The organism is Chelatococcus caeni (genome assembly GCF_014196925.1).
In the GTDB taxonomy this organism is placed as follows: domain Bacteria; phylum Pseudomonadota; class Alphaproteobacteria; order Rhizobiales; family Beijerinckiaceae; genus Chelatococcus_A; species Chelatococcus_A caeni.
This window is the reverse complement of sequence record NZ_JACIEN010000002.1, coordinates 752,129-776,647: the sequence shown is the minus strand read 5'-3', so window position 1 is coordinate 776,647 and position 24,519 is coordinate 752,129. Positions and strand designations below refer to the sequence as shown.

Here is a 24,519-nt window from a genome sequence, read left to right as displayed (position 1 = left end):
TCAGTCCTCCCTTGGCCCGCTTTGCTGCGGGCTCCCCTCAGCGCCTGTCGATGGTGGCTTCGTAGGCCTCGCGGCGGATGAGCTGCCAGATCTCGTCGGCGAGCGTCTGGAATTCGCTGGTGGCGCGCAGGCTTTCGCGCCGTGGCCGCGGCAGATCGATGTCCATCACCGTCTTGATGCGGCCGGGGTGGTTGCTCATCACGGCGACCCGGTCGGCGAGGAACACCGCCTCGTCGATGCCGTGCGTGATGAAGATGACGGTCTTGCGCTCCGCACGCGGCAGGTCTTCGCCCCAGATGCGCAGAAGCTCCTCCTGCAGGATGAGCCGCGTCTGCGCATCGAGCGCCGCGAAGGGCTCGTCCATGAGCAGGACTTCGGGCTCGTTGGCGAGGGCGCGCGCGAAGGCGCAGCGCTGGCGCATGCCGCCGGAGAGCTCGTGCGGATATTTGTGCTCGGCCCCCGTGAGCGAGACGAGGTCGATGTAGTGGCGCACCAGCTTGTCGCGCTCGGCGGCGCCGAGCCGCGCATCCGAGCGGAAACGCGGGCCGAATTCGATGTTCTCGCGCACTGTCTTCCAGGGAAAGAGCGCGTAGTCTTGGAAGACGACACCGCGCTCGGAGCCCGGGGCGCGGATCGGCGCGCCATCCATGGCGACGGTGCCGGCGGACGGCTCGGCGAGCCCGGCGATCATGTTGAGGATCGTGCTCTTGCCGCAGCCGGACGGGCCGACGATGCAGAGAAACTCGCCCTGGACGATGTCGAGCGAGACATCGGCGATCGCAAGTGTGCGCTGGCCCGTGCGCGGGACGATGTATTCCTTGCTGATGCCGTCGAGGCGGATCTTCGGCGCGGCTTGATCTAGCGCTTCCATGGGATCATCCAGTATTCGAGGGCGCGCACGCCGCGGTCGATGAGAAGGGCGACGACGCCGACGCCGATCATGCAGACGATGATGCCGGAGAGATCGACGCTGTAGGCGTAGAAGACGAACATCATCTGCCCGATGCCGCCGGAGGCGCCGCCGCCGGCCTTCGCCCCTACGGCAAGCTCCGCGGCGATGATCGATGTCCAGGCGACGCCGAGCGCGAGACGCGCGCCGACGAAGAGATTGGGCAGGGCGCCGGGCAGGACGACCGTGCGCAGGATGGTCAGGCGGCCGACGCCGAGGGTGCGCGCGGCGCGGATGAGGCCGGGATCGATGCTGCGCACGCCGTGGATCGTGTTGACGATCATCGGGAAGAACGCCGCATAGCCGACGATGAAGGCGGCCGCCGGCGTGCCCGTGCCGAACCACAGGATGGCCAGCGGCAACAGGGCGATGGGCGCGATCGGCCGGAAGCTCTCGATGATCGGATCGAGGTTGCGGCCGACCGGGCGATAGGCCGCCATGGCGGTGCCGAGGACGAGCGCGAGCGCGGCGGATGTCGCGAAGCCGAGCATGACGCGCTGCAGGCTCTGCAGCAGGGCGAGCGGCAGTTCGCCGCTGGCAATGAGCGTCCAGCCCGTGGCGAGGACATCGGCCGGCACTGGCATGCGGTCGGCGGGCGCCGCCTGCATCGCCGCGAGCTGCCACAGAATGAGCAGCAGGGCCGGCAGGACGAAGGGGCGCAGGCGAAGGGCGAGATTCACAATGCGCCTCCCTGCGTCTGGGCCCAGGGGGTGAGCACGCGTTGCAGCCAGCGCAGCAGCCGGTCGAAGAGATAGCCGAGCAGGCCGATGAGGAAGACGAAGGCGAGCACGCTCGGCGTCATCAGCAGCTCGCGATACCACTCGACGGCAAAGCCGAGGCCGGAGGGCGCGCCGATGAGCTCGGCCGCGACCATGGCCATCCAGCCGGCGCCGGCCCCGAGCCGCGCTCCAACGAGGATGTTGGGCAGCGCCGCCGGCCAGATCACGTGCCGGACGATGTGTGCCCGGCCGACGCCGAGCACGCGCGCGGCCTGTACCAGCCCCGGATTGACCGAGCGCACGCCGACGACGGTGTTGATCACGATCGGAAAGAAGGCGCCGTAGAACATGATGGCCGTCGGCAACGCCTCGCCGACACCGAGGATGAACATGCCGAGCGGGATCCAGGCGATGCCGGAGATCGGCCGCAAAAGCTCGATCAGGGGATCGACCATGGCGAAGACGTTGCGGCTCAGGCCCATGGCGAAGCCGAGCGGCACCCCGAGGAGGATCGCGAGGGCGAAGCTCGTGCCGAGCCGGGTCAGGCTCGCCACCACGTTGCTGAACACTTCGCCCTGCCGCGTCAGATCGACGAGCGCCTCGGCCGCCGCGATCGGCGAGGGGAGAAGGATGGGGTTGCCGATCCACAGCGAGACGAGATGCCAGATGACGAGGAAGACGGCCATCGCCCGCACATAGACGAACAGGCCGCCGATCGACGCGTAGATGCGGGCGGCAAGGGGCGTCGGCCAGTATGGCGTGGCGCCGCCCGGCGCCACGGCGGCGCCATTCTCGTCACGAGCCGTCAAGGGCTCCTCCCAGGATCGCTTTTCAGGATCATTTTTCTTGTCTATTGGGTAATGGTACCGGTACCATTCGACAGCGTCAAGCGACTGGGCTAGATGAAGCGCGCATGACCAAGATGTCCGATCCAACAGGCCGGGGCGCCAAGCGCGCAGGGATCCGCGACGTGGCGCGGCTCGCCGGCGTCGCGCCCATGACCGTGTCGCGCGCCCTCTCCTTCCCGCATCTGGTTTCGGCGGAAACCCGCGAGAAGGTCGCCGCCGCCATCGCCGCCACCGGCTATATTCCCAACCGGGTGGCGAGCAGCCTGTCGTCGAACCAGACCATGACGATCGGCGCGGTCATCCCGACGCTGCGCAACTCGATCGCCGCCGATTTCGCCGAGGGCTTCAATCAGGTGCTCCGCGCCCGCGGCTACCATCTCCTCCTCGGCAACAGCGAATTCGTGCCGGAGGACGAGGAGGCCATCGTCGTCGAGTTCCTGTCGCGACGCGTCGACGGCATCTACCTGACCGGTTCCACCCATACCGAGCGCACGCGCAAGCTGCTGCGCGACAACGCCGTGCCGACCGTCGAGATCGCGAGCCTGCCGGAGGATCCGATCGACCTGGCGGTCGGCTTCTCGAACTTCGGCGCCGCCTATGCGGTCACGAAGATGTTCGCCGAACAGGGCTATCGGAAGGTCGCCCTGTTCACGACCTTCACCAAGGACAACGAACGGCAGGTGGAACGCCAGGCGGGCTATCACGCCGCCGTGCATGAATTCGGCCTCGACGACGATCCGGAAGGGCTCGTCGCCGAGCTCGAGATGGATCTGAAGGCCGCGGCGCGGCAGCTGCGGCTTCTGCTCGAGCGGCGCCCGGATGTCGAGGCGCTGTTCTGCACGGGCGACTTCATCGCGGCCGGCGCGCTGTTCGAGGCGCAGCGGCTCGGCCTCACCGTGCCGCAGGATCTCGCCATCGCCGGCTTCGAGGGCCTGGAGATCGCGGAGAATCTCAATCCCTCGCTCACGACCGTGCGCATCCCCCGCTACGAGATCGGCCGCAAGGCCGGCGAGATGCTGCTCGACCGCATCGCCCGCCGGCCGGTCGAGACGCCGGTGGTCGACCTCGGCTTCGAGATCATCAGGCGGGAATCGACCGCGGCCACGGCAGGCCAGCCGAAGGTCCGCGCCGAGGCGGGTGAGCGGCCGGCCGGCACAGGCGGGTGAGGGAGGAGCGGTCCATGGGATACGCGATCCGGGCGGTCTCCGAGCCGGTCGATATTCTCGGCGAATCCCCCGTCTGGAACGCGCGCGAGGCGGCGCTCTACTGGGTCGATATCCGCGCGCCCGCGCTCAGGCGGCTGAACCGCGGCGGAACGGTCGAGACCTGGCCCATGCCCGATCTCGTCGGCGCCGTCGTCCTGCGTGTGGACGGCCGTCTCCTCCTCGGCCTGCGCACGGGGCTCCATACCTTCGATCCCGCCGATGGGCGGCTCGTACCATGGCTGCCGATCGACGAGGGCCATGCGGAAAACCGCATCAACGACTCGCGCTGCGACAGGGCGGGCCGGCTGTGGTTCAGCACGATGTGGGACTTCGGCCGGCGGCGCACCGGCAGCCTCTACAGGCTCGACGGCGCCGTGATGCAGCTGGAATCGATCATCCGGGATCTCGCCGTGCCCAACGCCATCGCCTTCTCGCCCGCCGGCGACCGGGCCTATTTCGCCGACAGCGCCGACGGCGCGATCCACTGCCTCGCCCTCGATCCGCGAACCGGCGCCCTCGGCCCGCCTCAAGTCTTCGTGCCGGCCGGCGTGGTGCCGGGCAAGCCGGACGGCGCGACGGTCGATGCCGAGGGCTTCCTCTGGAACGCCCGCTTCGGGGCCGGCATCGTGGCGCGCTTTTCGCCCGACGGCCGGCTCGAGCGCGTGGTGCCGCTGCCGGTGTCCAACCCGACCTCGTGCAGCTTCGGCGGGCCTGATCACGCGACGCTCTTCGTGACCACCGCCACGCAAGGGCTGGACGACGCGCAACGCCGGGCGCAACCGCTCGCCGGCGCGGTCCTTGCCTTCGAGCCGGGCATAGGCGGGCTCGCGGAGCCGGCTTTCGCCGGATGAGGCGGCGCGGAACAGGCGCAACGACAAGACAACGGGAGGCTGCCATGCAGGAAGGGGCGACGGGACCGGGGCCGGCGGGCGGCAAGACGGGCGGCGCGCGCCGCGACGATGCCAGCTTCCTCGGCTTTCCCCGGCCTAAAGGGCGTGCCGGGATCCGCAATGCGCTCCTCGTGCTCGGCATCAACGGGCTCGTGGCGCCCGCGGCGCGCCGCATCGCCCAGGCCCTTCCCGGCAGCAGGCTCGTGGCGACGCCCTATGGTCGCGGCCAGCTCGGCCCCGACAAGGAGGTGCACTTCGCCCAGCTCATCGGCCTCGGCGCCCATCCCAATATCGGCGCGACGCTCGTCGTGGGCGCGGACCGGCCGACGGCCGAGATGATCGCAGAGGCGATCGTGGCGCGGTCCGGAAAGCAGGTGGCGATCGTCACCCTCGATGACGTGCACGAGGACGCGCTCGCCCTGACCGAGCGCGGCATCCGGCTCGGCGGCACGCTGGCGCGGGCGATCTCGGCCGAGCGGCGCCAGCCGGTGGCGGTCAGCGACCTCTTCATCGGCATCGAATGCGGCCATTCCGATGCGACCTCCGGGCTCGTGAGCAATCCGCTCGCCGGCGCGGTGGCCGATCGCCTCGTCGATCGCGGCGGCACGGCCGTGGTCGGCGAAACGCTCGAATGGCTCGGGGCGGAACATGTCCTCGCCGGACGGGCAGCCGAGGCCTCGATCGGCGAAGCGATCGTCGAGGCGGTCGCCCGGCGCGAGAAGGCCGTCGCCGCGCTTGGGGTCGATCTCCTCTACAACAACCCCGGCTACGAGAACGTACGCGGCGGGCTCTCGTCCATCGAGGAGAAATCGCTGGGCGCGATCGCCAAGGCCGGCAGCCGGCCGATCCGCTCGGTCCTGCCCTTCGCCGCGCAACCGGCCGGTCCCGGCCTGCACGTCATGGACGGGCCGGGCTTCTCGCCGGAATCGCTCACGGGCTTCGCCGCGGCGGGTGCCCAGCTCATGCTGTTCACCACCGGCCCCGGCAACAGCTTCTGCAGCCTTGTCGCGCCGACGATCAAGATCAGCGCCCATCCCGATGCCACGAGGGCGCTGGCCGAACAGGTCGATTTCGATGCGAGCGCGGTCCTTCTCGCCCGCGCGACGGTCGACGATGCAGCCGACCAATTGTTCGATCGCCTCGTGGACGTGGCGTCGGGCACAGCCACATGGGGCGAGATCTTCGCCGAAGGCGAGGAATGCCTGTTCCGAAGCGGAGGCTCCTTCTGATGTCGGGATCCGAGAAGCCGGAAGCCGCCTGGGAGGCGATGGCCATCAACGCCGCCGACAACGTCGCCGTCGCCCTATGCGACATCGAGGGCGACGTGAATGTCCGTATCGGCGATGCCGTTCACGTCATGCGTGTCGCGGCGCCCATTGCGATGGGGCACAAGTTCGCCACGCGCGACCTCGCGGCCGGCGAGCCCGTCCTCAAATACGGGGAATGCATCGGCATCACGACCGCACCGGTCGCAGCCGGCGAACATGTGCACGTCCACAATCTCGAGAGCCGCCGCGCCCGACGCGAGGCCGGTTGAGGGGGGCGTCACCGTATCCCGGCGCCGCCCGTTACGATGCACAGGCCGGGTGTGACAGCACCGCTTGCGGCGGGATCCACGCGCCGCGTGTCAGGAGTTCCCGAACCTGGCTGCGGACCATGTCGGCCAGCGCCCGCGTCGCCGTGGTCGTCGGGCGCTGGGTGGAGGTGGCGAGGAGGAGCTGGCGCGTCAGCTGCGGCTCGACGATGCGCCAGAGCTTGATGCGCCCCGAGCGGACGAGCTGATGGCAGCTCGAATAGGACAGGATGGTGTAGCCGAAGCCCTGCTCCACGAGATTGAGCGTCGAGGGCATAGCCTCCACCTCGAGTTCGACATTCACCTTGATATGCGCCGCGCCGAGAATTTGGTCGACTAACAGACGCAGGCCGTGCGGCCGGCTCGGCATGATCATCGGCAGCGCCGACAGGCGCGAGGCAAGGACCGGCCCGGGCGGCAGCCGTTCCGGATCGGTGTCGGCGCCGAGCAGGAAGAGTTCGTCCTGCAGCAGCGGCTCGGAGATGAGGTTGCTGACGCCCGGCGCGTTGTAGAGCACGGCCACGTCGATCTTGCCCGTCATCAGCCATTCCAGCACATGGCCGCTGAAGCCCTCCATCACGCGCATGGCGATGAGCGGGAAATCACGCCGGAAGCTGCGGACCAGCGGCACGGTGAGCACCGAGCCGACCGATGGCGGCATGCCGATGATGATCTGCCCCTTGGGGCTCGTGCGCAGGGCCGCGATGTCGCCTTCGGCCCGGGCCATGGTGTCGAAGATGCTGCGCGCATATTGCTCCAGGAGCTTGCCCGCCTCCGTCAGCACGATGCCGCGGCCGTTGCGATAGAGCAGTTCCACGCCGAGCTCCTGCTCGAGTGATTTGATCTGCCGGCTCAGGACGGGCTGTGCCACCGAAAGTATCGCCGCTGCCCGCGAAAAGCTCCCGGACTCCGCAACACCGGCGAACATCTTCAGCTGCCTGATATCCATCCCTGCAACTCTTTCTTGTCCAGCCGTTGTGCCCGGCGTTGTCCAGCAATAGCACAAAGTTGTCATAACAGTTAGCGCAAGCCCGACAGCGACTTGCAGGCATTCGTCTGCCACCATCCGGCCCCGGGCAAGGCGCACCATGCGCTTCGACAAAAGGGAGAATGACGATGGAGGAAGCACTGGAACGTCGCACGGCGCTGCTCACCGGCGCGGCCGGCGGCATGGGCAAGGCCATCGCGCGGGCCCTCGTGGCGAGCGGCCGGCAGGTCGTCCTGGTGGACCGCGCGCCGGAGCCGCTGCACGCACTCCAGGCGGAACTCGGCCGGGCGGCCCATGCCGTCGTGCTCGACGTCAGCGACGGCGCCGCCGTCGCCGCTCTGCCCTCCGCCCTGCCTCCGGCATTCGGCCGCATCGACATCCTGATCAACAACGCCGGCCACGACATCGGCGGGCGTACCCGCTTCGACATCGGCTCGGCCGACGACTGGGCCGCCATCATCGAGACCAATCTCATCGGCCTCATGCGCATCAGCCGCGCCATCCTGCCTGACATGGTCACGCGCAACCGCGGCGACATCGTCAACATGAGCTCCATCAGCGCCCTGCGGCTGGTGCCCGACATGGCGGCCTACACGGCGAGCAAGACCGGAGTGCACGCCTTCACCGGCGTCCTGCGCGGCGAGCTCGCCGAGACGGGCATCCGCGTCACCGAGATCATGCCCGGCCTCACGCGCACCGGCATCATCGCCGCCCGCTATCGCGGCGACGAGGCGGCGGCCGAGCGCTATTTCGCCGAGTTCAAGATGGCCCTCGCGCCAGAGGACGTGGCGCGCTGCATCCTTTTCGCGCTCGATCAGCCACCCGAGGTGCAGATCGCCGAGATCGTCGTGCTGCCGGTCAACCGGTGGTGATCACGATCCGTCGCGCCGCTTGGGCTCGAGGTCGAGCCGGGCGGCGATGCCTTCGAGGCCGGGCGCGGCGGCCGGATAGAGCGCGAGCACCAGCGGATCGTGCCCGGGCACGATATGATCCCTCGACGTCGCCAGCCTCTCGACCGTGTCATAGCCCTCCAGCACGCCTTCGAGGCTGTGCACCGTCGGGAAGACGCGTCGCTCGTCGAGATGGCGGTAGAAATGGGCGGCATCCGAGGCGATCACCACATGGCCGCGCCGCGTCCTGACGCGCACGCATTGCAGGCCCTTCGAGTGGCCGCCGATGTGGTGCAGGGTGATGCCGGGCACGATCTCCGACGTGCCGTCGTGGAAGCGCACCTTGTCCGCATAGACGCGCCGGACCATGCCCACGACGTCCTCGACCTCGAAACTGTGGCGCAGCACGTGGTGGCACATGCAACGCCCGGTGACGAACTGCATCTCGCAGTCCTGCACGTGAAAGCGGGCGCGGGGGAAAAGGTCGTTGTTGCCGGCATGGTCGTAGTGCATGTGCGTGATGATGACATCCTCGACCGTGCCGGGATCGACGCCGACGGCCCGCAGGCCCTCGGCCACGGGCAGCACGAACTCGCGCCCGCGCCGGCCGCCGGATTCGGCATTGAACCCCGTGTCCACGACGAAGGTCCGCTTCTCGCCGACGATCGCCCAGACGAAGTAGTCGAGCGGCATGTCGACGTCGTGCGCATCGCCGCCGATGAAGTTCTCCGGCGACCGTCGGGCGCTGTGGCCGTAGCGGACCGCATAGACCTCGTAGATGTCGTCGCCCATGGCCTCCCTTTCCCGGTTTTGCGGCGTCAGCGCATGACGAAGGGGTTCGGCACCTCACCGCTGGTGTCGATCCAGACGCTCTTCTCCTGCAGGTATTCGCGCACGGCGCTGAGGCCGCTTTCGCGCCCGATGCCGGAGCGCTTGTAGCCGCCGAAGGGCGACATGTAGCTGACGGCCCGGTAGGTGTTGACCCAGACGGTGCCCGCTTCGAGCCGCTCCGCCATGGTGAGCGCCCGTCCGATGCTCTGCGTCCAGACGCCGGCGGCGAGCCCGTACAGGGTGCCGTTGGCGATGGCGATCGCCTCTTCGTCGTCGTCGAAGGGGATGATCGAGAGGACGGGCCCGAACACCTCCTCCTGCGCGATGCGCATGGTGGGCTTCACATGGGTAAAGATGGTCGGCTCGACGAACCAGCCCTTGCCGCATTCCGGCCGGGTCGCGGGCGTGCCGCCGAGCACGCAGCGCGCGCCTTCCGCCTTCGCGATCTCGATATATTCGAGCACCTTGGCGTGCTGAGGACGCGTGGTGACCGGGCCGACCTGGGTGGCCTCGTCAAGAGGATCGCCCATGCGCGCAGTCTTCGCCACGGCGAGCAGGCGCTCCACGAAATCGTCGTGCAGCGAGCGGTGCACCAGGGCGCGGGAGCCTGCGATGCAGGTCTGCCCCGTCGCGGCGAAGATGCCGGAGACGACGCCCTTGACGGCGTTGTCGATCTCGGCGTCCTCGAAGACGATATTGGCCGACTTGCCGCCGAGTTCGAGCGTCACGGGCTTGATGGAGCGGGCGGCGAGTTCGTAGACGCTCTGGCCGGTGCGGTCGCCGCCCGTGAAGGCGACCTTGGCGACGCGGGGATGCGCGACGAGCCGCTCGCCGATCTCGTTGCCGAAGCCGGTGACGATATTGACGACGCCGGGCGGGAACCCCGCCTCCTCGAACAGCCGCCCGAATTCGAGCGCCGACGCCGACGAGAACTCGGACGGCTTCCAGACGACCGTGTTGCCGGCGCCGAGGGCCGGCGCCAGCTTCCAGGCCGCGAGCATCAGCGGCGAATTCCAGGGGGTGATGGCGGCGACGACGCCAAGCGGCTCCTCACGCGTGAAGTTGAAGACGCCGGGCTTGTCGATCGGGATGACCCGGCCTTCGAGTTTGTCCGCGAGGCCGCCGAAATAGTAGAACCACTGCGGGATGTAGCGCAGCTGGCCGCGCATCTCCGTGATGAGCTTGCCGTTGTCGCGGGTCTCGATCTCGGCGAGGCGCTCGGCCTCCGCTGCGACGAGATCGCCGAGCCTGCGCAACAGGGCCCCGCGGGCGCTCGCGCTGATGCGCCGCCAGGCGGGATCGGCGAAAGCGGCGGCCGCAGCCGCGACCGCCCTGTCCACGTCGGCGGGCGTGCCACGCGGAATGCGGGCCCAGGCTTCCCCGGAAAACGGGCTCTCGGTCTCGAAGGTCTCTCCCCCGGCAGCCACGATCCAGGCGCCGCCGACCAGCATCCGATAGGTCTTCACGCTCCCACACTCCTCTGCCGCTATTTCGCCCCGTCGACCTCGGCGAAGACCTCGCGCGCCGTGCGGAAGGCGTCCACGCCGGCCGGCACGCCGCAGTAGATGGTCACCTGCAGCAGCACCTCGCGGATTTCCTCACGGGTGACGCCGTTCCGCAACGCTCCCTTGAGATGCATCCTGAGCTCATGCGGGCGGTTGAGCGCGCTCAGCATGGCGAGATTGAGCATGCTGCGCGTCCGGCGGTCGAGGCCCTCGCGGCCCCAGACGGCGCCCCAGCAATATTCGGTGACGAGTTCCTGCTGCGGCATGTTGAAATCGTCGGCCGCGGCGAAGGATTTCTCGACGAACTCCTTGCCGAGGACGGATTTGCGGATCTCGAGGCCGCGGTCAAAAACGTCCCTGCTCATGCGCTGTCTCCTGTTGGGGGAAGGAACCGCGGCCGCCCTCGGTGAACGACCGCGGGTGAAATCTATTTCTTCGACCAGAAGGCCTTGGCCATGGCGAGATCGGGCGGATAGACCGTCACCGGCAGGCCGTCCTGCCACTGCACGATGGTGAAGCTCGCATCGACGCGGCGGCCCTTGTCGTCGAATTTCATGCGGCCGCCCGGGAAGTATTTCGTCGGGCCGGACGTCAGGTCCATGCTGCGCAGGGCCTCGGCCACGGCCTCCTTGTCGGCCTTGCCGGCCAGCTCGAGCGCTTCCTTGATGATCCACATGTCGCCGTAGGTCGAGATGGCGTTCTGCGTCATCCAGGGCTCGTCATATTTGTTGCGAAGCTCCTCGATGAGCGCCTCGTGCCCCTTGGAGCCCCAGTTGCCGACGACGGTCATCACGCCCTGCAGAAGCTCCGGGCTCATGTTCTTCAGAAGGTCCGGCTCGGCGACGGCGATGCCGAAGGAGATGACCGGGATGCGCGCCTGGGCGAGGCCGAATTCGTTCATCTTCTCGAGAAGGAGCTTGGCATCCGAGATCACGGTCGGCAGGAAGAAGAGCATGTCGGGACGCGTGGCGCGCACGCGCTGCACGAGCGGCGTCGCATCGGCGAGCGGCGGCGTCCATGTCTCGTCGACGACGAGTTCGAGGCCATACTGCTTGAGCAGCCGCTCCTTCATCGGCTTCACCGAGGCGACGGAAGCGGCGGTGTTGTCGGTGATGATGGCCACCGTCTTCGGCCGCTCGCCGGAGGTCGCCTCGGCGAGCTTCATGATCTCGGGCAGCGCTGTCTCGGCCTGCGCCGCCGCGGTCGCCGAGGTCTGGAAGACATATTTGAAGCCGCGCTCGGTGATGAGGTCGGAATAGGACAGCGTCAGCACCGGCAGGTGCGCCCGCTCCGTCACCTCGGTGACGGCGAGGGTGAAGGAGCTGAGATAGGCGGCGCTCGCCGCCACGAGGTCGCCCTCCTGCGCCACCATGCGCTGGGCGGCGTTCTTGGCCTTCTCGGTGCTGTCGCCGGCATCGATCTGCACGAGCTTCAGCTTGGCGCCGCCGAGCGCCTTGATGCCGCCCGCGGCATTGATGTGCTCGACCGCCATCTCGGCGCCCATGCGCATCACCTGGCCGGGCCGGCTGTAGATGCCCGAGAGCGGCACGAGCAGGCCCACCTTCACCTCGGCGGGCTGCTGCGCCGCGGCCTCGCCGGTGATCGCGGATGCCGCAAGAGCAAGCCCGGCGGCCAGCACGGCGCGGCGGCTCGCACCACACGTCTTCGTGTTCATGATTGTCCCTCCCTGGATGATGGTCTTGCTTGCGCCGGGCACCCTCAGGCCTTGGGCCAGAACGGCTGCGCCGTGGCGAGATCGGGCGGATAGACGGTGACGGGCACGCCGTCCTGCCACTGCACGATGGTGATGCCGGCGCCGATGCGCCGGCCCCGCTCGTCGAATTTCAGGATGCCGCCCGGGTAGTACCGCGACGGTGCGCCATCGAGGTTGCGCAGCGCCTCGGCAACGGCGAGGCGATCGGCCTTGCCGGCCTTTTCCAGCGCCTCCTTGAACAGCCACATATCGCCATAGGTCGAGATGGCGTTCTGCGTCATCCAGGGCTCGCCGTACTTGGCCTTCAGCTCCGCCATCAGCGCCTCCTGGCCCTTCGAGCCCCAGTTGGCGACGATGGTCATGAGGCCCTGCACCACCTCCGGCGTCACGCTCTGCAGCATGTCGGGCTCGGCCACCGTGATCGAGAAGGAGATCGTCGGGATGCGCCCCTGCCCGAGGCCGAACTCGCTCAGCTTCTCGAGGCCGAGCTTTGCGTCGGACACGGCGTTCGGCATGAAGAGGAGAAGATCAGGACGCGCCGAGCGGACGCGCTGGACGAGCGGCGTCGCATCGGCGAGCGGCGGCGTCCAGACCTCATCGAAGAGGAGTTCGAGGCCGAGCTCGTCGAGCAGCTTCTCCTTGATGGCCTTGGCGGTGGCGACGGAGGTCGCCGTGTTGTCCATGACGATGCCGACCGTCTTCGGCCGCTTGCCGGACGCCGACTGGGCGAGCTTCATCAGTTCCGGCAGCCCCATGGCGGATTGCGCGCCTGCGGTCGCCGCGGTCTGGAAGATGAACTTGAAGCCGCGTTCCGTGAGCAGGTCCGAGTAGGACAGCGTCACCACCGGCAGCTGCGCCCGCTCCGTGACCTCCGTCACCGCAAGCGTGAAGGAGCTGAGATAGGAGCCTGTGGCGCCGACGAGGTCCGGCTCCTGCGCCACCATGCGCTGCGCTGCGTTCTTGGCCTTCTCCGTCGTGTCGCCGCAGTCGATGGTCACCAGCCGCAGCCTGGCGCCGCCGAGCGCCTTGATGCCGCCCTGTGCGTTGATGTGCTCGATGCCCATCTGCGCGCCCATGCGCATGACCGTGCCGGGCCGCGTGTAGAGGCCGGACAACGGCACGATGAGGCCGATCTTCACCTCGGCCGGCTGCTGCGCCCGCGCCGCGCCGGCAACCCCGAAAGCCGCGGCCGTCGCGATGAGGCCGCGCCTCGTCAACGATCCCTTGCTGTGCATCCCGTCCTCCCCTTTTTTCCCGTTCCCGCCTTTGCGGCGGCTGTTGTCGTCACATGCCGAGATAGGCCTGCCGGACACGGTCATCGGCGCGCAGCGTCGCGTTGGTGCCTTCCAGCACCACGCGCCCCGTCTCCAGCACGTAGCCGTAGTCGGCCGTCTCCAGCGCCTCCGCGACCCGCTGCTCGACGAGCAGGATCGTGAGGTTCGTCTGGCGGCGGATGTCGATGAGCCGCTCGAAGATGAAGTCGGCCATCGCCGGCGCGAGGCCCATGGACGGCTCGTCGAGCATCAGCAGCTTGGGCGCCGAGGCGAGCCCGCGCCCGATGGCGAGCATCTGCTGCTGGCCGCCCGACAGGGTGCCCGCCGGCTGGTGGCGGCGCTCGGCGAGCACCGGCATCAGGGTCAGGATCATGTCGAGGTTGGACCGCCAGGCGCGCCGGCCCGCCGCCGTGTAGGCGCCCATCTCGAGGTTCTCCATCACGGTCAGCGACGGGAACACCTGGCGGCCTTCCGGCACGTGGGCGATGCCGAGATGCGCGCGCGCCGACGGCGGCACGCTCATGAGGTCCTGCCCGTCGAAGACGAGCCGCCCCGCCGACGGAATGACGATGCCGGAGATCGTCTTGAACAGGGTCGTCTTTCCGGCCCCGTTCGGGCCGACGATGGCGACGAACTGCCCGGCGGCCACCTCGATCGAGACGCCCTTGAGGACCGGCAGCACCGAATAGGCCGCGTCGAGGCGATCAATTGTGAGCATAGGCGCCCCATTTCTTGCCGAGATAGGCTTCGACCACCTGCGGATCGCGCGTGACCGCCTCCGGCTCGCCGTCGACGAGCACGGCGCCGTGGTCGAGCACGAGGAAGTGGTCGACGAGGCGGACCATGGCCTGCATCGTGTGCTCGATGATGACGATGGTGGTGCCTTCGTCCGCCAGCCTGCGGATGACGGCGATGACATCGTCGACCTCGCCGTGGCCGAGGCCTGCGAGCGTTTCGTCGAGCAGCAGGATCTCGGGCTGCCCGGCGAGCGCCCGGGCGATCTCCATCAGGCGGAGCTGCCGCGTGGCGAGGCCGCCGGCGATCTCGTCCGCATGGTCGGCGAGCCCGACCCGGCGGATCGCGTCGGCCGCGAGCCTGCGAGCCTCCTCGTCGGTCGCCGCCTTGACGAAGGCGCCGACGAGCACGTTGTCCGCCACCGTCATGCGCTGGAACGGGCGCATGATCTGGAAGGTGCGGCCCATGCCCATGGCGCACAGCTGGTGAGGCTTGCGACCGACGATGTTGCGGCCGTTGAGCAGCACTTCCCCCGTATCCGGCACCAGGAAGCCGTTGAGCAGGTTGAAGACGGTGGTCTTGCCCGCCCCGTTCGGGCCGATGATGCCGAGGATCATGCCCTTGCGGACCTGGAAGCTGACGTCCTGCACGGCCTTCAGGCCCCCGAAGGACTTGGAGAGACCCTTCACGTCGAGGATGACCTCGTCCCCGACCGTGCGGCGCGGGCGCTGCGCCGACCAGGCAACGACATTCTCCGGCGACGGCGGCGGAGCCTCGGCCGCCGCAGCCGGCGCCCGCTTGAAGAAGCGGTCGCGCAGCGTCCAGAACAGGCCCTCGGGGGCGGCGATCATCACCGCGATGATGGCGCAGCCGTAGATCACGCCCTGGATGCCGGGCACCCAGGCGCCGAGTTCGGCATGCAGCGTCTCGCTGACCGGAATGAGGATGAGCGCGCCGATCACCGGGCCCCAGACCGTGCCGACACCGCCGAACATGGCGACCGTCAGGGCCTGCGCCGAGACGAGCATGCCGAACACCGCGATCGGCGTGACCACGAGGAGGACGACGGCGTAGAAGCCGCCGATGCCGCCCGCGATCATGCCGCTGAGGGCGATGGCGCGCAGCTTCCAGCCGAGCGTGTCGATGCCGGCGGCATCCGCCGCTGCCTCGTTCTGCTTGATCGCCATGAGGGCGAGGCCGAAGCGCGAGCGCTCGACCCTTCGGGTGACGAGCATGACGAGAACGAGGATGACGAGCGCGATGAAGGTGTAGATGCGCCCGTCCGAGAACTGCATGTAGGCTGCCGGATGCACCCGCTCCATGGGGAGCGAGACCTCCTGGTAGCCGAGCCACTCGAAGACGTAGAGCAGCGCCAGCGGATAGGCGAGCATGGCGAGGGCGAAATAGTGCCCCCTCAGCCGGAAGGTCGGCAGGCCGACGACGAGGCCGGCAATGCCGCCCAGCACGGCCGCGATGGGGATCGAAATCCAGGGCGAGAGGCCGAAATAGTTCTGCGCCAGCGCGACCGTATAGGCGCCGAGGCCGAAGAAGGCCGCATGGCCGAACGAGACGAGGCCCGTATAGCCGCTGAGCAGGTTCCACGACAGGCCCATCGTCGCCCAGACGAGGACCAGCGTCATCATGAGCTGGTAGTAGGAGTTGGTGACGGTGAGCGATAGCGCCGCATAGACGACGGCGAAGACGAGGATCGCGAGGAGAGAGCGGTCTTGCCTCATGTCACGTCCTCTCCACGACGCGGCCGAAGAACCCTTGCGGCCTCAGGAAGACGATCAGCAGGAACATCACGAAGATCGCGGTGTTCTGGAGCTGCGTCGGCAGGACGAGCGTCGACATCTGCTGCACAAGGCCGATGGTCATGCCGCCCCAGAAGGCGCCCATGATGCTGCCCATGCCGCCGAGCACGACGCCGGCATACATGACGATGACGTATTCGAGCCCGACGAAGGGGTGGAACGGATAGGTCGTGGCGAGCAGGCCGCCCGCCACCGCCGTGATGGCGACGCCGAGCCCGAAGGCGACGCGGTGCGCGCGGTCGACGTCGATGCCCATGTAGGTCGCCGCCACGGGATTGTCGGCCGAGGCGCGCAACGCCTTGCCGAGACGCGAATGCGTGATGACGAGCGCGATGCCGGCAATCACCACCCCCGATATCAGGGCGGCGATGCCGCGGGACTTGTTGATGAAGACGCTGACGAAGTCGCCCCAGAAGGGCCCGAGCTCCCAGGCGCTGATCGACAGCGGCGTGCGGATCGACACGGGCATGGAGCCGAAGGCGATGAGCGCGCCGTTCTGCAGGATGAGCGCGATGCCGAGCGTCAGGACGAGCTGGGCGTAATGGCCCTCGCCGTCGAGGCCGAGCGTGCGCGTTCCCGTCACCTGCGAGATCAGCGCCCGGTGAATGCCGTAGCCGACGACGAACAGCAGCGGCCCGGCGAGCACCGCCGCCACATAGGGCCCGAAGCCGTTGCCGAAGAGCACGTGGATGCCGAGCGCCGTGAAGATATAGTAGGCGGCGTACATGCCCAGCATCATGAAGTCGCCGTGGGCGAAGTTGATCACGCGCATGACGCCGAAGATGAGCGCCAGCCCGACGCACATAAGCCCATAGAGCGAGCCGACGAGCACGCCGGCGACGAGCGCCTGCAGGATGTTCTCGATGATCTGGGGCGCGGTCACGGGCCTGTCCTCCGCATCCGGTGCCCGCTGGCGCCCACGCGCCAGACTGTCGACATGACTGAAGCGTGCATCGCGCCACGTTCCTCCCGGTTCTTCCAGCCGCTTGGGCGGCTCTCTTTGGCCGGCGCCCCAGCGCCGGAATTGGCTTATTCGGCGGCCGACAGAGGTTCGGCACGCCGCTTGGCTTCGCCCCTCGGAGCGCACAGCACGAGCAGGCGCCCGGCATCGGCGATTGCGTCGAGATCGTCCACGAAGGCCTCGATCTCGCGCGCCCGGCGCTCGCCGAGCACGGCACCGGCCGCCTCGCGAAAGCGCCGGCGCACGTCGTCGGCCGTCGCATGCACCACGTCCTCGAGCCGCCGGGCGATCCGCCTGCCGTCGGCAAGGCCGAGGACGACCTCGGCCCCCTGCGCGGCCGGGAAGGCGGCGGTGAGCGCCGCGTCTTCCGAGAGGCGCGTCACCGACACGAGGCGCATGATCTCCGCGTCGGCGAGACGGGCGTAGTTCGCCTCCTCGATCGCCCCCCGCGCGAGGGCGGCGGCAACGCCGAACTGGATGCTCATCTTGGCCTGCAGCGGCCGCTCGTACGGGCCAGCGAAGTCGCAGCCCGGATAGCGCAGCGCCGCCCTGGTCACCCGGATCGACACGGATCGGACGGCCTCGGAGCCGGCACCCGCCTCTTGCAGCGCCGCGACCGCGGCCTGGCATGGCGTCTGGGCGAAATTGCAGGCCGGAACGGGCTTGTTGTAGACGTCGAGGATCTCGAAATGCCCATCCGCGAACAGCTCGATCCCGTCCGGCGGCAGCCTGCGGGCGAAGGCCGCGAAGAGGCCGGCCTCGCCCTCGAGAATGTCGGGCGACGCGAAGGCGCCCGCTTCCGCCAGTTCCACCGCCGTGACGGTATTGCGGGCGGCGAAGGCGGGCTGGAAATACATCTCGCTGCCGCCGTGATGCGGCCATTGGTTCAAGCCGCCGACGGTATTCGCCGCGAGCGAGAGGGCCGAGGTCGCCTGTTCGGCGTCGAAATCGAGGAGCCGGGCCGCCGCGAGCGAGGCGCCCAGCGGCGCGGTGAGCCCCGTCGGCCGGAAGAGACGGGCGAGATCGGCGTCGAACAGCGCGCGGCCGATCCTGCAGCCGGCTTCATAACCGATCACGGCGGCCCTGAGGAGATCGCCCCCCGAGACGGGCCGGCGCTGCGCCAGGGCGAGCAGCACCGGCCAGACGACGACGCCGTGGTGGCTGATGCTGCCGGCATGCATGTCCTCGCGCACCAGCCCGTGCCCGAGCGTGGCATTGACGAAGGCCGCATCGCGTGGCCAGGCGACATGGTCGAAGCCGACGACGTGGGCGCCCGTCCCGGTCGCCTTCGTCACCGCGAGCGCCTGCCGGCTCCACGGCAGGTCGCGCGCCTCGAAGGCGCAGGACATGAAATCGATGAGGCATGTCCTCGCCTTCGCCGCAACGGCCTCCGGCAGGGGCCCGCCCGCAGCATCCAGCGCCCGGCGCGCCAGCCGGCCGGCAAGGAATTGGTGTTTCGCGGACGCGGTCATGGCGGCCCTCGCGCTCGATGCTCAGCCCCGGATTTCGACGCCGGCCCACTCCTCGACCACCTTGGCGATGGAGGTGAAGTCGGAATCCGGGCCGAATTTGGCGTTGGTGACGGCCAGCATCTGCCGGACGATGGCGCCGGCGACCATCGGCACGCCCATCGCCTCGGCCTCGTCGATGCAAAGGCGCACGTCCTTGTAGGAAAGCCCCGTCGCAAAGCCGAAGTCGAAGGTGCGGGTCAGGATGGCGCGCGGGAACTTGTCCTGGGTCGCGCTGTTGCGGCCCGTGCTGGCATTGAGGATGTCGATGAGGACCTTGGGGTCGATGCCGGCCTTGACCCCCATCACGACGGCCTCCGAGGAGACCACGAGCGCCGCGGCGGCGAGGAGGTTGTTGGCGAGCTTGGCCGTCTGCGCGAGGCCCGGCTTCTCGCCGGTGTAGAACAGCCGCCCGAAGATCTTGAGGATGGGTTCGAGCGTCTCGTAGGTCTCCCGCGGGCAGGACACCATGACGGCGAGCGTGCCGTTCCTGGCGCCGGCGATGCCGCCGCTCACGGGGGCATCGACGCCGATCTTGCCGCTCTTCGCGAGGCCCTCTGCGAGGAGCTTGGCCGTCCGCGGCCCGCTGGTCGACAGGTCCACCACGATCCGCGCGCGGCTGCCGGAGGCGATCCCGCCCTCGCCCAGCACAACCGCCCTGACGATGTCCGGCGTCGGCAGGCTGACGAAGACGATGTCGGCGCGGGATGCGAGATCGGACGGCGAGGATGCGGCCCGCGCACCCTGGCCGACGGCCGCCTCGAGGGCGGCACCGTTCGCGTCGAAGACGCATACCTCGTAGCCGGCCTCGACGAGCCGGCCGCTCATGGGGCCGCCCATGCGGCCAAGACCAACGAACCCAAGCACCTGTGCCGCCACGCGACGCTCTCCCTGCAGAGAGCCCCGGAGCGCAGGAGCGCGGCGGGGCTTCCTCGATGTCGGGAGAACTATGAAGCGGTGCCCGTGCGAGCGGCAGAACGATCCGCGTCATAACAGAAATAGCATTTGGAGCACGGCCATGCCGCGTCCGGCACCCGTGGACGATCATGCTCGCGGCATCTAGGAACCCGCACGCAACGTCTCGACGCGGTCCGCCACCAGCCCGGGACGTGCCCTCGAAAATCGCGCCTATGTTGGAATGAGCCCGAGGCCTTCGATGTGGTGCGCGAAGGCCTCGACGAATTCCACGGCGACGGGCGACGGGCTTCGATGGGGCGGAAACACCGCCGCGAAGTCGAAGTCGATGCGCGGCAGGAAGGGGCGGGCGACGACGCCGCGCGAGGCGTATTCGGCCGCGGTGAAGGGATCGCAGATGGACACGCCGAGGCCCGAGGCGACGAGCCCGCACATGATCTCCGACAGGGCGGTCTCCACGCGCAGGACGCGGGAGACCCCCGCCTTGGCGAAGATGTTGTCGATGAGGTGCCGGCCGGAGCTGCTCGGCATGAGCGAGATGAAGGTCTCGCCCTCGAAATCCCGCGGCTCGAGGACGGCCCTGCTCTCGAGCCGATGCCCCCGGGGCAGCACGGCGACCCGCGCCAGGGCCGGCATGCGGCTCATCGGCAGGCCGGAATGGGCGATCGGCACCTCGGCGAAGCCGACGTCGCACTGCAGGTTCAGGACCCAGTCGACGACGATCGGCGAGATCACGCCGAACAGCGCGAAGCTGAGATTGGGCCGCTCGAGCAGGAAGCCGCCCGAGAAGCGCGGCAGGAAGCCGTTGGCGAGCGCCGGCAGGGCGGCGACGCGCAGCATGCCCGTGCGGCGCGTGCGGATCTCCTCGGCCGCCGCGAGGATGCGGTCGAGGCCGAGGAAGGAGCGCTCCACCTCCGCATAGAGGGCGCTGGCGGCGGCCGTGGGAACGAGGCCGCTCCCCTTCTTCTCGAACAGCCGCATGTTCAGGGACGACTGCAGGTCGCGCAGCATGCGGCTGATCGCCGGCTGCGTCACGCCCATCACCGCGGCGGCCGCCGTGACGCTGCCCGACAGCATCACGGCGCGGAACGCCTCCACCTGCCTCAGATTGATCCGCGCCATCGCGTTCCCGATCATAACATTCGTTTATAACAAAGATATCATTATGAATTTGACGATCAATCCGCTTCTTTGGAAGGATTTGAGGGCACTCAGGACGCGGGTGAGACAGAAAAAGCCGCCCCCTGCGTCCTGGCCAACAGGGGAATCAAAGCTCATGCACCGCTCACAGCTGATCGCCGCGGCCAGTCTCGCGGCAACGATGGCGTTCGCCCCGCCCGCTTTCGCGCAGGAGAAAGTGCTTTATGTCGCCGGCTACGGCGGCTCCTTCGAAAAGACCATGCGCGACGAGGTCATCCCGCAGTTCGAGAAGGAGCACGGCGTCAAGGTCCAGTACGTCGCCGGCAATTCGACCGATACGCTCGCCAAGCTCCAGGCGCAGAAGGGCAACCAGCAGATCGACGTCGCCATCGTCGACGACGGGCCGATGTATCAGGCGATCGAGCTCGGCTTCTGCGGCCGCATCGCGGACCTGCCTGCGGCCGATCTCTACGACGCGGCGCGCTTCAAGGACGACCGGGCGGTGGCCATCGGCCTCGTCGCCACCGGCCTCGTCTACAACAAGGATCTGTTCGCCGAGAAGGGCTGGAGCGCCCCGGCGTCCTGGGACGACCTCAAGGATCCGAAGTTCAAGAACCTCATCGTCATCCCGCCGATCAACAACACCTACGGCCTTTACACGCTGCTCATGTTCGCCCGCATGAACGGCGGCGGCGAGGACGACATCGAGCCGGGCTTCAAGGCGATGAAGGAGGTCAACGCCAACGTCCTCGCCTACGAGCCCTCGCCGGGCAAGATGACCGAGCTCTTCCAGTCGGGGCAGGCGGCGCTCGCCGTCTGGGGCACCGGCCGGGCGCAGTCCTTCGCCAATACCGGCTTCCCCGTCGACTTCGTCTATCCCAAGGAAGGCGCCGTCACGCTGCTCGCCTCGGCCTGCCCGATCGAGAAGCCGGGCGTCTCGCCCCTCGCCTCGGCATTCGTCAAGGCGCTGCTGAAGCCGGAGCTGCAGCTCGTGCTGCTCAGGGATTACGGCTACGGCCCGGTCAACAGGAACGTCGAGGTGCCCGCCGAGCTCGGGCGGATGGCGCCCATCGGCGAGCGGGTGAAGGCGCTCTACAATCCCGACTGGGCGCGCATCAATCCCAAGCGCGAGGAGTGGACCAAGCGCTGGAACCGCGAGGTCGAGCGCTGACCCTCCGGCTGCGCGGCATCCGCGCAGCCGCCGTCGCGCGCCCCCTTCGACCCTGCTCGCGGCGCCGGCCGGCAGCCGGCGCCCTCCACTCCTCCTTTCATGGGACACGGCCGTGGCCTTCCTCGAACTCGACCATGTCAGCAAGCGCTTCGGCGGCCACGTCGCCGTCGAGGGCTTCTGCCTCAGCGTGGCGAAGGGCGAGTTCATCTCGTTCCTCGGCCCCTCCGGCTGCGGCAAGACCACGACCCTGCAGATGATCGCGGGGTTCCTCGATCCCTCCGGCGGCGCGATCCGCCTCGACGGGCGCGACCTTGCGCGGGTCAGGCCGGCGAGGCGCGGGCTCGGCATCGTCTTCCAGAGCTACGCGCTCTTCCCGCACCTGACGGCGGCCGAGAACATCGCCTTCGGCCTCGAGATGCGCGGCGTGCCGCGCGCCGAGCGGGAGGCACGCGTGCGCGACGCCCTCGCCATGGTCGGGCTCGCCGGCTACGGCGAGCGCCACCCGCGCCGCATGTCCGGCGGCCAGCAGCAGCGCGTGGCGCTCGCCCGCGCGCTCGTCATCCGGCCGGACGTGCTGCTGCTCGACGAGCCGCTGTCCAATCTCGACGCCAAGCTGCGCGAGGACATGCAGATCGAGCTGCGCCAGATCCAGCGCAACCTCGGCACGACGACCGTGCTCGTCACCCACGACCAGACCGAGGCCATGGCGCTGTCGGACCGCATCGTCGTCATGAGCAAGGGGCGCATCGAGCAGATCGGCACCCCGCACGAGACCTACGAGCGCCCGGCCTCGGCCTTCGTCTCGCACTTCCTCGGCAAGACCAACGAGTTCCCGGCCGAGGTCCGGCCGAACGGCAGCGGCCGGGTGCTCGTCGCCGGCTCCTGCCGGTGGCCGGCGCCGGCTGGTCCCTCCGGCGCCGTCACGATCACCGTGCGCCCGGAGAAGGTGGCCTTCGCCGACGGCACGGCCGACGGCCTTGCGGCCCGGATCGCGAACCGCATCTTCCAGGGCAACCACTGGCTCTTCCAGTGCGAGACGGAGTGCGGCGCCGCCCTCGTGGTGCGGCAGAACAACGGCGAGCGGCAACCGGCCGAGGGCGAGGCCGTGCGCCTCGTCTGGCGGGCCGAGGACATGGGCCTGCGCCGGGGAGGCGAGGCATGACCGCGACCGCCGCCACGACCACCGCCGCCCCGCCGGCCGCAGCGGCTGCCAGCACCAGCGCCTCCGCGCAGAGGGCGCCCTGGGCGCTCGTCCTGCCCGCCCTCGCCTTGTTCGTCGCGGTGCTCGTCGTGCCGCTTGCGATGACGGTCCTGCTCTCGTTCCACAACTGGGGGCAGTACACGGGGATCGAGCCCGTCCTCGTCCTGAAGAACTGGGCCGAGATCTGGTCGGACGGCTATTTCCTCGAGATGTTCGTGCGCACCTTCCGCATCGCCGCGCTCGCGACGGTGCTGACCGCACTGCTCGGCGCGCCGGAGGCTTACATCCTCCACCGCATGCGCCCGCCGTGGAAGGGCCTCTTCCTGCTCGTTGTTCTCGGGCCGCTCCTGATCTCGGTCGTGGCACGCACGCTCGGCTGGGCATTGCTGTTCGGCGGCGAGAACGGCGTCGCCAACAAGGGGCTGATCGCGCTCGGCCTGATCGACAGGCCGCTGCCCTTCATGTTCACGGAGACGGGCGTCGTCATCGCGCTCGCCCATGTGATGATGCCCTTCATGGTGCTCTCGGTCTGGGCCGCGCTGCAGCGTCTCGATCCGCAGATCGAGAACGCGGCGACGTCGCTCGGCGCCGGCTCCCTCACCGTCATCGGCCGCATCATCCTGCCGCAGATCATGCCGGGCATCCTCGCCGGCGGCATCATCGTCTTCTCGCTGTCCGCCAGCGCCTTCGCCACCCCCGCCATCATCGGCGGCCGGCGGCTGAAGGTGGCCTCGACCCTGGCCTACGACGAATTCCTCAACACGCTCAACTGGCCGCTCGGCGCCGCGGTCGCCGTGCTGCTGCTGCTGGCCATCGTCCTCATCGTCGTGGGCAGCAACGCGCTGATCGAGCGCCGCTATGCGGAGGTCTTCCGATGAGCCGCAACGGTCCCCTGTCGCTTCTGTTCCACGCCGTCTTCGTCGTCTTCATGCTGGCACCGATCGCCGTGGTATGCCTCGTCGCCTTCACGCCCGAGGGCTATCTCTCGCTGCCGGTCAACGGCTTCTCCCTGCGCTGGTTCCGGGCGCTCGCGAGCTATCCGGAGTTCATCGACGCGTTCTGGGTGAGCCTGTGGGTCGGCGCCGCCTCCTCGTTCATCGCGCTCGGCTTCGCCATTCCGGCCGCGCTCGCCGTGGCTCGCCACCAGTTCCCCGGGCGCGAGGCGATCTCCGCGCTCTTCCTTTCGCCGCTGATGATCCCGCATGTGGTGCTCGGCGTCGCCTTCCTGCGCTTCTTCACCCAGATCGGCATCAGCGGGACGTTTCCGGCGCTGCTCGTCGCCCATGTCATCCTGGTGTTTCCCTTCGCGCTACGCCTGACGCTGGCGGCGGCGGTCGGCATGGACCGCTCGGTCGAGATGGCCGCCGTGTCGCTTGGGGCGAACGGCTGGACGTTGTTCCGTCGCATCACCCTGCCGCTCATCCTGCCCGGCGTCGTCAGCGGCTGGGCGCTCGCCTTCATCCAATCCTTCGACGAAGTCACCATGACGGTCTTTCTCGCCGCGCCCGGCGTCGAGACGCTCCCGGTCCGGATGTTCCTCTACGTGCAGGACAATATCGATCCGCTCGTCACATCCGTCTCCGCCTGCGTCATCGCCATCACGATGATCGCGCTCGTCCTGCTCGACCGGTTCTACGGGCTCGACCGCGTGCTCGCCGGCCACAGCGACCGCAGCAGCTAGGGAGAGC

The 24,519-nt window shown here is 68.8% G+C and carries 24 protein-coding genes; 9 read left to right on the top strand and 15 right to left on the bottom strand.

What is annotated here, in order from left to right; translation table 11 throughout:
* Window positions 1-37: 37 nt before the first annotated feature.
* From GGR16_RS12470 to GGR16_RS12460, 3 genes are read right to left on the bottom strand one after another with little or no spacing between them, the layout of a single operon-like run.
* Entirely contained in the window at window positions 38-871 is an 834-nt protein-coding gene (locus tag GGR16_RS12470; RefSeq protein ID WP_183316808.1) for an ABC transporter ATP-binding protein, read from the bottom strand.
* Window positions 859-1,629, bottom strand: coding sequence for an ABC transporter permease subunit (locus tag GGR16_RS12465; protein WP_183316807.1), 771 nt, complete (start codon window positions 1,627-1,629; stop codon window positions 859-861). Before GGR16_RS12465 ends, GGR16_RS12470 begins: the two co-directional genes overlap by 13 nt.
* A complete protein-coding gene (locus GGR16_RS12460) occupies window positions 1,626-2,477 on the bottom strand; it encodes an ABC transporter permease (RefSeq protein WP_183316806.1) in 852 nt (283 codons plus the stop codon). Before GGR16_RS12460 ends, GGR16_RS12465 begins: the two co-directional genes overlap by 4 nt.
* A 104-nt stretch (window positions 2,478-2,581) precedes the next feature.
* On the opposite strand from GGR16_RS12460, the gene GGR16_RS12455 reads away from it, so the two are divergent.
* The 4 genes from GGR16_RS12455 to GGR16_RS12440 are packed head-to-tail and all read left to right on the top strand — an operon-like array spanning window position 2,582 to window position 6,148.
* Window positions 2,582-3,682 (top strand): LacI family DNA-binding transcriptional regulator, encoded by a 1,101-nt coding sequence (locus GGR16_RS12455; RefSeq protein ID WP_019403383.1) that lies wholly within the window; start codon window positions 2,582-2,584, stop codon window positions 3,680-3,682.
* 14 nt (window positions 3,683-3,696) lie between these two features.
* A complete protein-coding gene (locus tag GGR16_RS12450; protein WP_019403382.1) occupies window positions 3,697-4,572 on the top strand; it encodes an SMP-30/gluconolactonase/LRE family protein in 876 nt (291 codons plus the stop codon).
* Between the two features lie 44 nt (window positions 4,573-4,616).
* The gene (locus GGR16_RS12445; RefSeq protein WP_053193336.1) at window positions 4,617-5,840 is read left to right on the top strand and encodes a UxaA family hydrolase; all 1,224 of its coding nucleotides are present in this window, start codon (window positions 4,617-4,619) and stop codon (window positions 5,838-5,840) included.
* Entirely contained in the window at window positions 5,840-6,148 is a 309-nt protein-coding gene (locus tag GGR16_RS12440) for a UxaA family hydrolase (protein WP_019403380.1), read from the top strand. Before GGR16_RS12445 ends, GGR16_RS12440 begins: the two co-directional genes overlap by 1 nt.
* A gap of 31 nt (window positions 6,149-6,179) precedes the next feature.
* Here GGR16_RS12440 and GGR16_RS12435 read toward each other — a convergent pair whose 3' ends face one another.
* On the bottom strand, window positions 6,180-7,133 hold the full coding sequence (locus tag GGR16_RS12435) for a LysR substrate-binding domain-containing protein (protein ID WP_053193338.1): 954 nt from the start codon (window positions 7,131-7,133) through the stop codon (window positions 6,180-6,182).
* Between the two features lie 167 nt (window positions 7,134-7,300).
* Here GGR16_RS12435 and GGR16_RS12430 point away from each other — a divergent pair, with 167 nt between their 5' ends.
* A complete protein-coding gene (locus GGR16_RS12430; protein WP_019403378.1) occupies window positions 7,301-8,044 on the top strand; it encodes an SDR family oxidoreductase in 744 nt (247 codons plus the stop codon).
* On the opposite strand, the gene GGR16_RS12425 is transcribed toward GGR16_RS12430, so the two are convergent.
* From GGR16_RS12425 to GGR16_RS12375, 11 genes are all read right to left on the bottom strand, one after another.
* Entirely contained in the window at window positions 8,045-8,854 is an 810-nt protein-coding gene (locus GGR16_RS12425; RefSeq protein WP_019403377.1) for an N-acyl homoserine lactonase family protein, read from the bottom strand. It abuts the gene before it with no gap.
* 26 nt (window positions 8,855-8,880) lie between these two features.
* On the bottom strand, window positions 8,881-10,359 hold the full coding sequence (locus GGR16_RS12420) for an aldehyde dehydrogenase family protein (RefSeq protein WP_183316805.1): 1,479 nt from the start codon (window positions 10,357-10,359) through the stop codon (window positions 8,881-8,883).
* A gap of 20 nt (window positions 10,360-10,379) precedes the next feature.
* The gene (locus GGR16_RS12415) at window positions 10,380-10,763 is read right to left on the bottom strand and encodes a carboxymuconolactone decarboxylase family protein (RefSeq protein ID WP_183316804.1); all 384 of its coding nucleotides are present in this window, start codon (window positions 10,761-10,763) and stop codon (window positions 10,380-10,382) included.
* 62 nt (window positions 10,764-10,825) lie between these two features.
* Window positions 10,826-12,073 (bottom strand): ABC transporter substrate-binding protein, encoded by a 1,248-nt coding sequence (locus tag GGR16_RS12410; RefSeq protein WP_019403374.1) that lies wholly within the window; start codon window positions 12,071-12,073, stop codon window positions 10,826-10,828.
* A 44-nt stretch (window positions 12,074-12,117) separates the two neighbouring features.
* A complete protein-coding gene (locus GGR16_RS12405) occupies window positions 12,118-13,347 on the bottom strand; it encodes an ABC transporter substrate-binding protein (protein WP_019403373.1) in 1,230 nt (409 codons plus the stop codon).
* A 49-nt stretch (window positions 13,348-13,396) separates the two neighbouring features.
* Window positions 13,397-14,104 (bottom strand): ABC transporter ATP-binding protein, encoded by a 708-nt coding sequence (locus tag GGR16_RS12400; RefSeq protein WP_019403372.1) that lies wholly within the window; start codon window positions 14,102-14,104, stop codon window positions 13,397-13,399.
* Window positions 14,091-15,857 (bottom strand): branched-chain amino acid ABC transporter ATP-binding protein/permease, encoded by a 1,767-nt coding sequence (locus GGR16_RS12395; protein ID WP_019403371.1) that lies wholly within the window; start codon window positions 15,855-15,857, stop codon window positions 14,091-14,093. Before GGR16_RS12395 ends, GGR16_RS12400 begins: the two co-directional genes overlap by 14 nt.
* 1 nt (window position 15,858) lies before the next feature.
* Window positions 15,859-16,818: a branched-chain amino acid ABC transporter permease gene (locus tag GGR16_RS12390; protein WP_019403370.1), complete on the bottom strand. Its 960-nt coding sequence runs from the start codon at window positions 16,816-16,818 to the stop codon at window positions 15,859-15,861.
* Between the two features lie 146 nt (window positions 16,819-16,964).
* Complete coding sequence (locus GGR16_RS12385) at window positions 16,965-18,368, bottom strand: MmgE/PrpD family protein (protein ID WP_183316803.1); 1,404 nt, start codon at window positions 18,366-18,368, stop codon at window positions 16,965-16,967.
* Between the two features lie 21 nt (window positions 18,369-18,389).
* Window positions 18,390-19,283, bottom strand: coding sequence for an NAD(P)-binding domain-containing protein (locus GGR16_RS12380; RefSeq protein ID WP_183316802.1), 894 nt, complete (start codon window positions 19,281-19,283; stop codon window positions 18,390-18,392).
* A gap of 249 nt (window positions 19,284-19,532) precedes the next feature.
* Window positions 19,533-20,441 (bottom strand): LysR substrate-binding domain-containing protein, encoded by a 909-nt coding sequence (locus tag GGR16_RS12375; protein WP_183316801.1) that lies wholly within the window; start codon window positions 20,439-20,441, stop codon window positions 19,533-19,535.
* Window positions 20,442-20,595: 154 nt separating this feature from the next.
* Here GGR16_RS12375 and GGR16_RS12370 point away from each other — a divergent pair, with 154 nt between their 5' ends.
* From GGR16_RS12370 to GGR16_RS12355, 4 genes are all read left to right on the top strand, one after another.
* Window positions 20,596-21,630: an ABC transporter substrate-binding protein gene (locus GGR16_RS12370; RefSeq protein ID WP_183316800.1), complete on the top strand. Its 1,035-nt coding sequence runs from the start codon at window positions 20,596-20,598 to the stop codon at window positions 21,628-21,630.
* A 112-nt stretch (window positions 21,631-21,742) separates the two neighbouring features.
* Complete coding sequence (locus tag GGR16_RS12365) at window positions 21,743-22,792, top strand: ATP-binding cassette domain-containing protein (protein ID WP_183316799.1); 1,050 nt, start codon at window positions 21,743-21,745, stop codon at window positions 22,790-22,792.
* On the top strand, window positions 22,789-23,709 hold the full coding sequence (locus GGR16_RS12360) for an ABC transporter permease (RefSeq protein ID WP_246373003.1): 921 nt from the start codon (window positions 22,789-22,791) through the stop codon (window positions 23,707-23,709). The genes GGR16_RS12365 and GGR16_RS12360 overlap by 4 nt, the downstream gene beginning before the upstream one ends.
* Window positions 23,706-24,512, top strand: a complete 807-nt coding sequence (locus tag GGR16_RS12355; RefSeq protein WP_183316798.1) for an ABC transporter permease — start codon at window positions 23,706-23,708, stop codon at window positions 24,510-24,512. Before GGR16_RS12360 ends, GGR16_RS12355 begins: the two co-directional genes overlap by 4 nt.
* The last annotated feature ends 7 nt before the right edge of the window (window positions 24,513-24,519 follow it).

Coding starts and splice junctions, on each gene's coding strand:
- GGR16_RS12425 (WP_019403377.1), bottom strand. CDS start 8,854: ATGGGCGACGACATCTACGAGGTCTATGCGGTCCGCTACGGCCACAGC.
- GGR16_RS12360 (WP_246373003.1), top strand. CDS start 22,789: ATGACCGCGACCGCCGCCACGACCACCGCCGCCCCGCCGGCCGCAGCG.
- GGR16_RS12430 (WP_019403378.1), top strand. CDS start 7,301: ATGGAGGAAGCACTGGAACGTCGCACGGCGCTGCTCACCGGCGCGGCC.
- GGR16_RS12395 (WP_019403371.1), bottom strand. CDS start 15,857: ATGAGGCAAGACCGCTCTCTCCTCGCGATCCTCGTCTTCGCCGTCGTC.
- GGR16_RS12445 (WP_053193336.1), top strand. CDS start 4,617: ATGCAGGAAGGGGCGACGGGACCGGGGCCGGCGGGCGGCAAGACGGGC.
- GGR16_RS12355 (WP_183316798.1), top strand. CDS start 23,706: ATGAGCCGCAACGGTCCCCTGTCGCTTCTGTTCCACGCCGTCTTCGTC.
- GGR16_RS12435 (WP_053193338.1), bottom strand. CDS start 7,133: ATGGATATCAGGCAGCTGAAGATGTTCGCCGGTGTTGCGGAGTCCGGG.
- GGR16_RS12415 (WP_183316804.1), bottom strand. CDS start 10,763: ATGAGCAGGGACGTTTTTGACCGCGGCCTCGAGATCCGCAAATCCGTC.
- GGR16_RS12470 (WP_183316808.1), bottom strand. CDS start 871: ATGGAAGCGCTAGATCAAGCCGCGCCGAAGATCCGCCTCGACGGCATC.
- GGR16_RS12400 (WP_019403372.1), bottom strand. CDS start 14,104: ATGCTCACAATTGATCGCCTCGACGCGGCCTATTCGGTGCTGCCGGTC.
- GGR16_RS12410 (WP_019403374.1), bottom strand. CDS start 12,073: ATGAACACGAAGACGTGTGGTGCGAGCCGCCGCGCCGTGCTGGCCGCC.
- GGR16_RS12450 (WP_019403382.1), top strand. CDS start 3,697: ATGGGATACGCGATCCGGGCGGTCTCCGAGCCGGTCGATATTCTCGGC.
- GGR16_RS12385 (WP_183316803.1), bottom strand. CDS start 18,368: ATGACCGCGTCCGCGAAACACCAATTCCTTGCCGGCCGGCTGGCGCGC.
- GGR16_RS12370 (WP_183316800.1), top strand. CDS start 20,596: ATGCACCGCTCACAGCTGATCGCCGCGGCCAGTCTCGCGGCAACGATG.
- GGR16_RS12375 (WP_183316801.1), bottom strand. CDS start 20,441: ATGGCGCGGATCAATCTGAGGCAGGTGGAGGCGTTCCGCGCCGTGATG.
- GGR16_RS12405 (WP_019403373.1), bottom strand. CDS start 13,347: ATGCACAGCAAGGGATCGTTGACGAGGCGCGGCCTCATCGCGACGGCC.
- GGR16_RS12455 (WP_019403383.1), top strand. CDS start 2,582: ATGACCAAGATGTCCGATCCAACAGGCCGGGGCGCCAAGCGCGCAGGG.
- GGR16_RS12440 (WP_019403380.1), top strand. CDS start 5,840: ATGTCGGGATCCGAGAAGCCGGAAGCCGCCTGGGAGGCGATGGCCATC.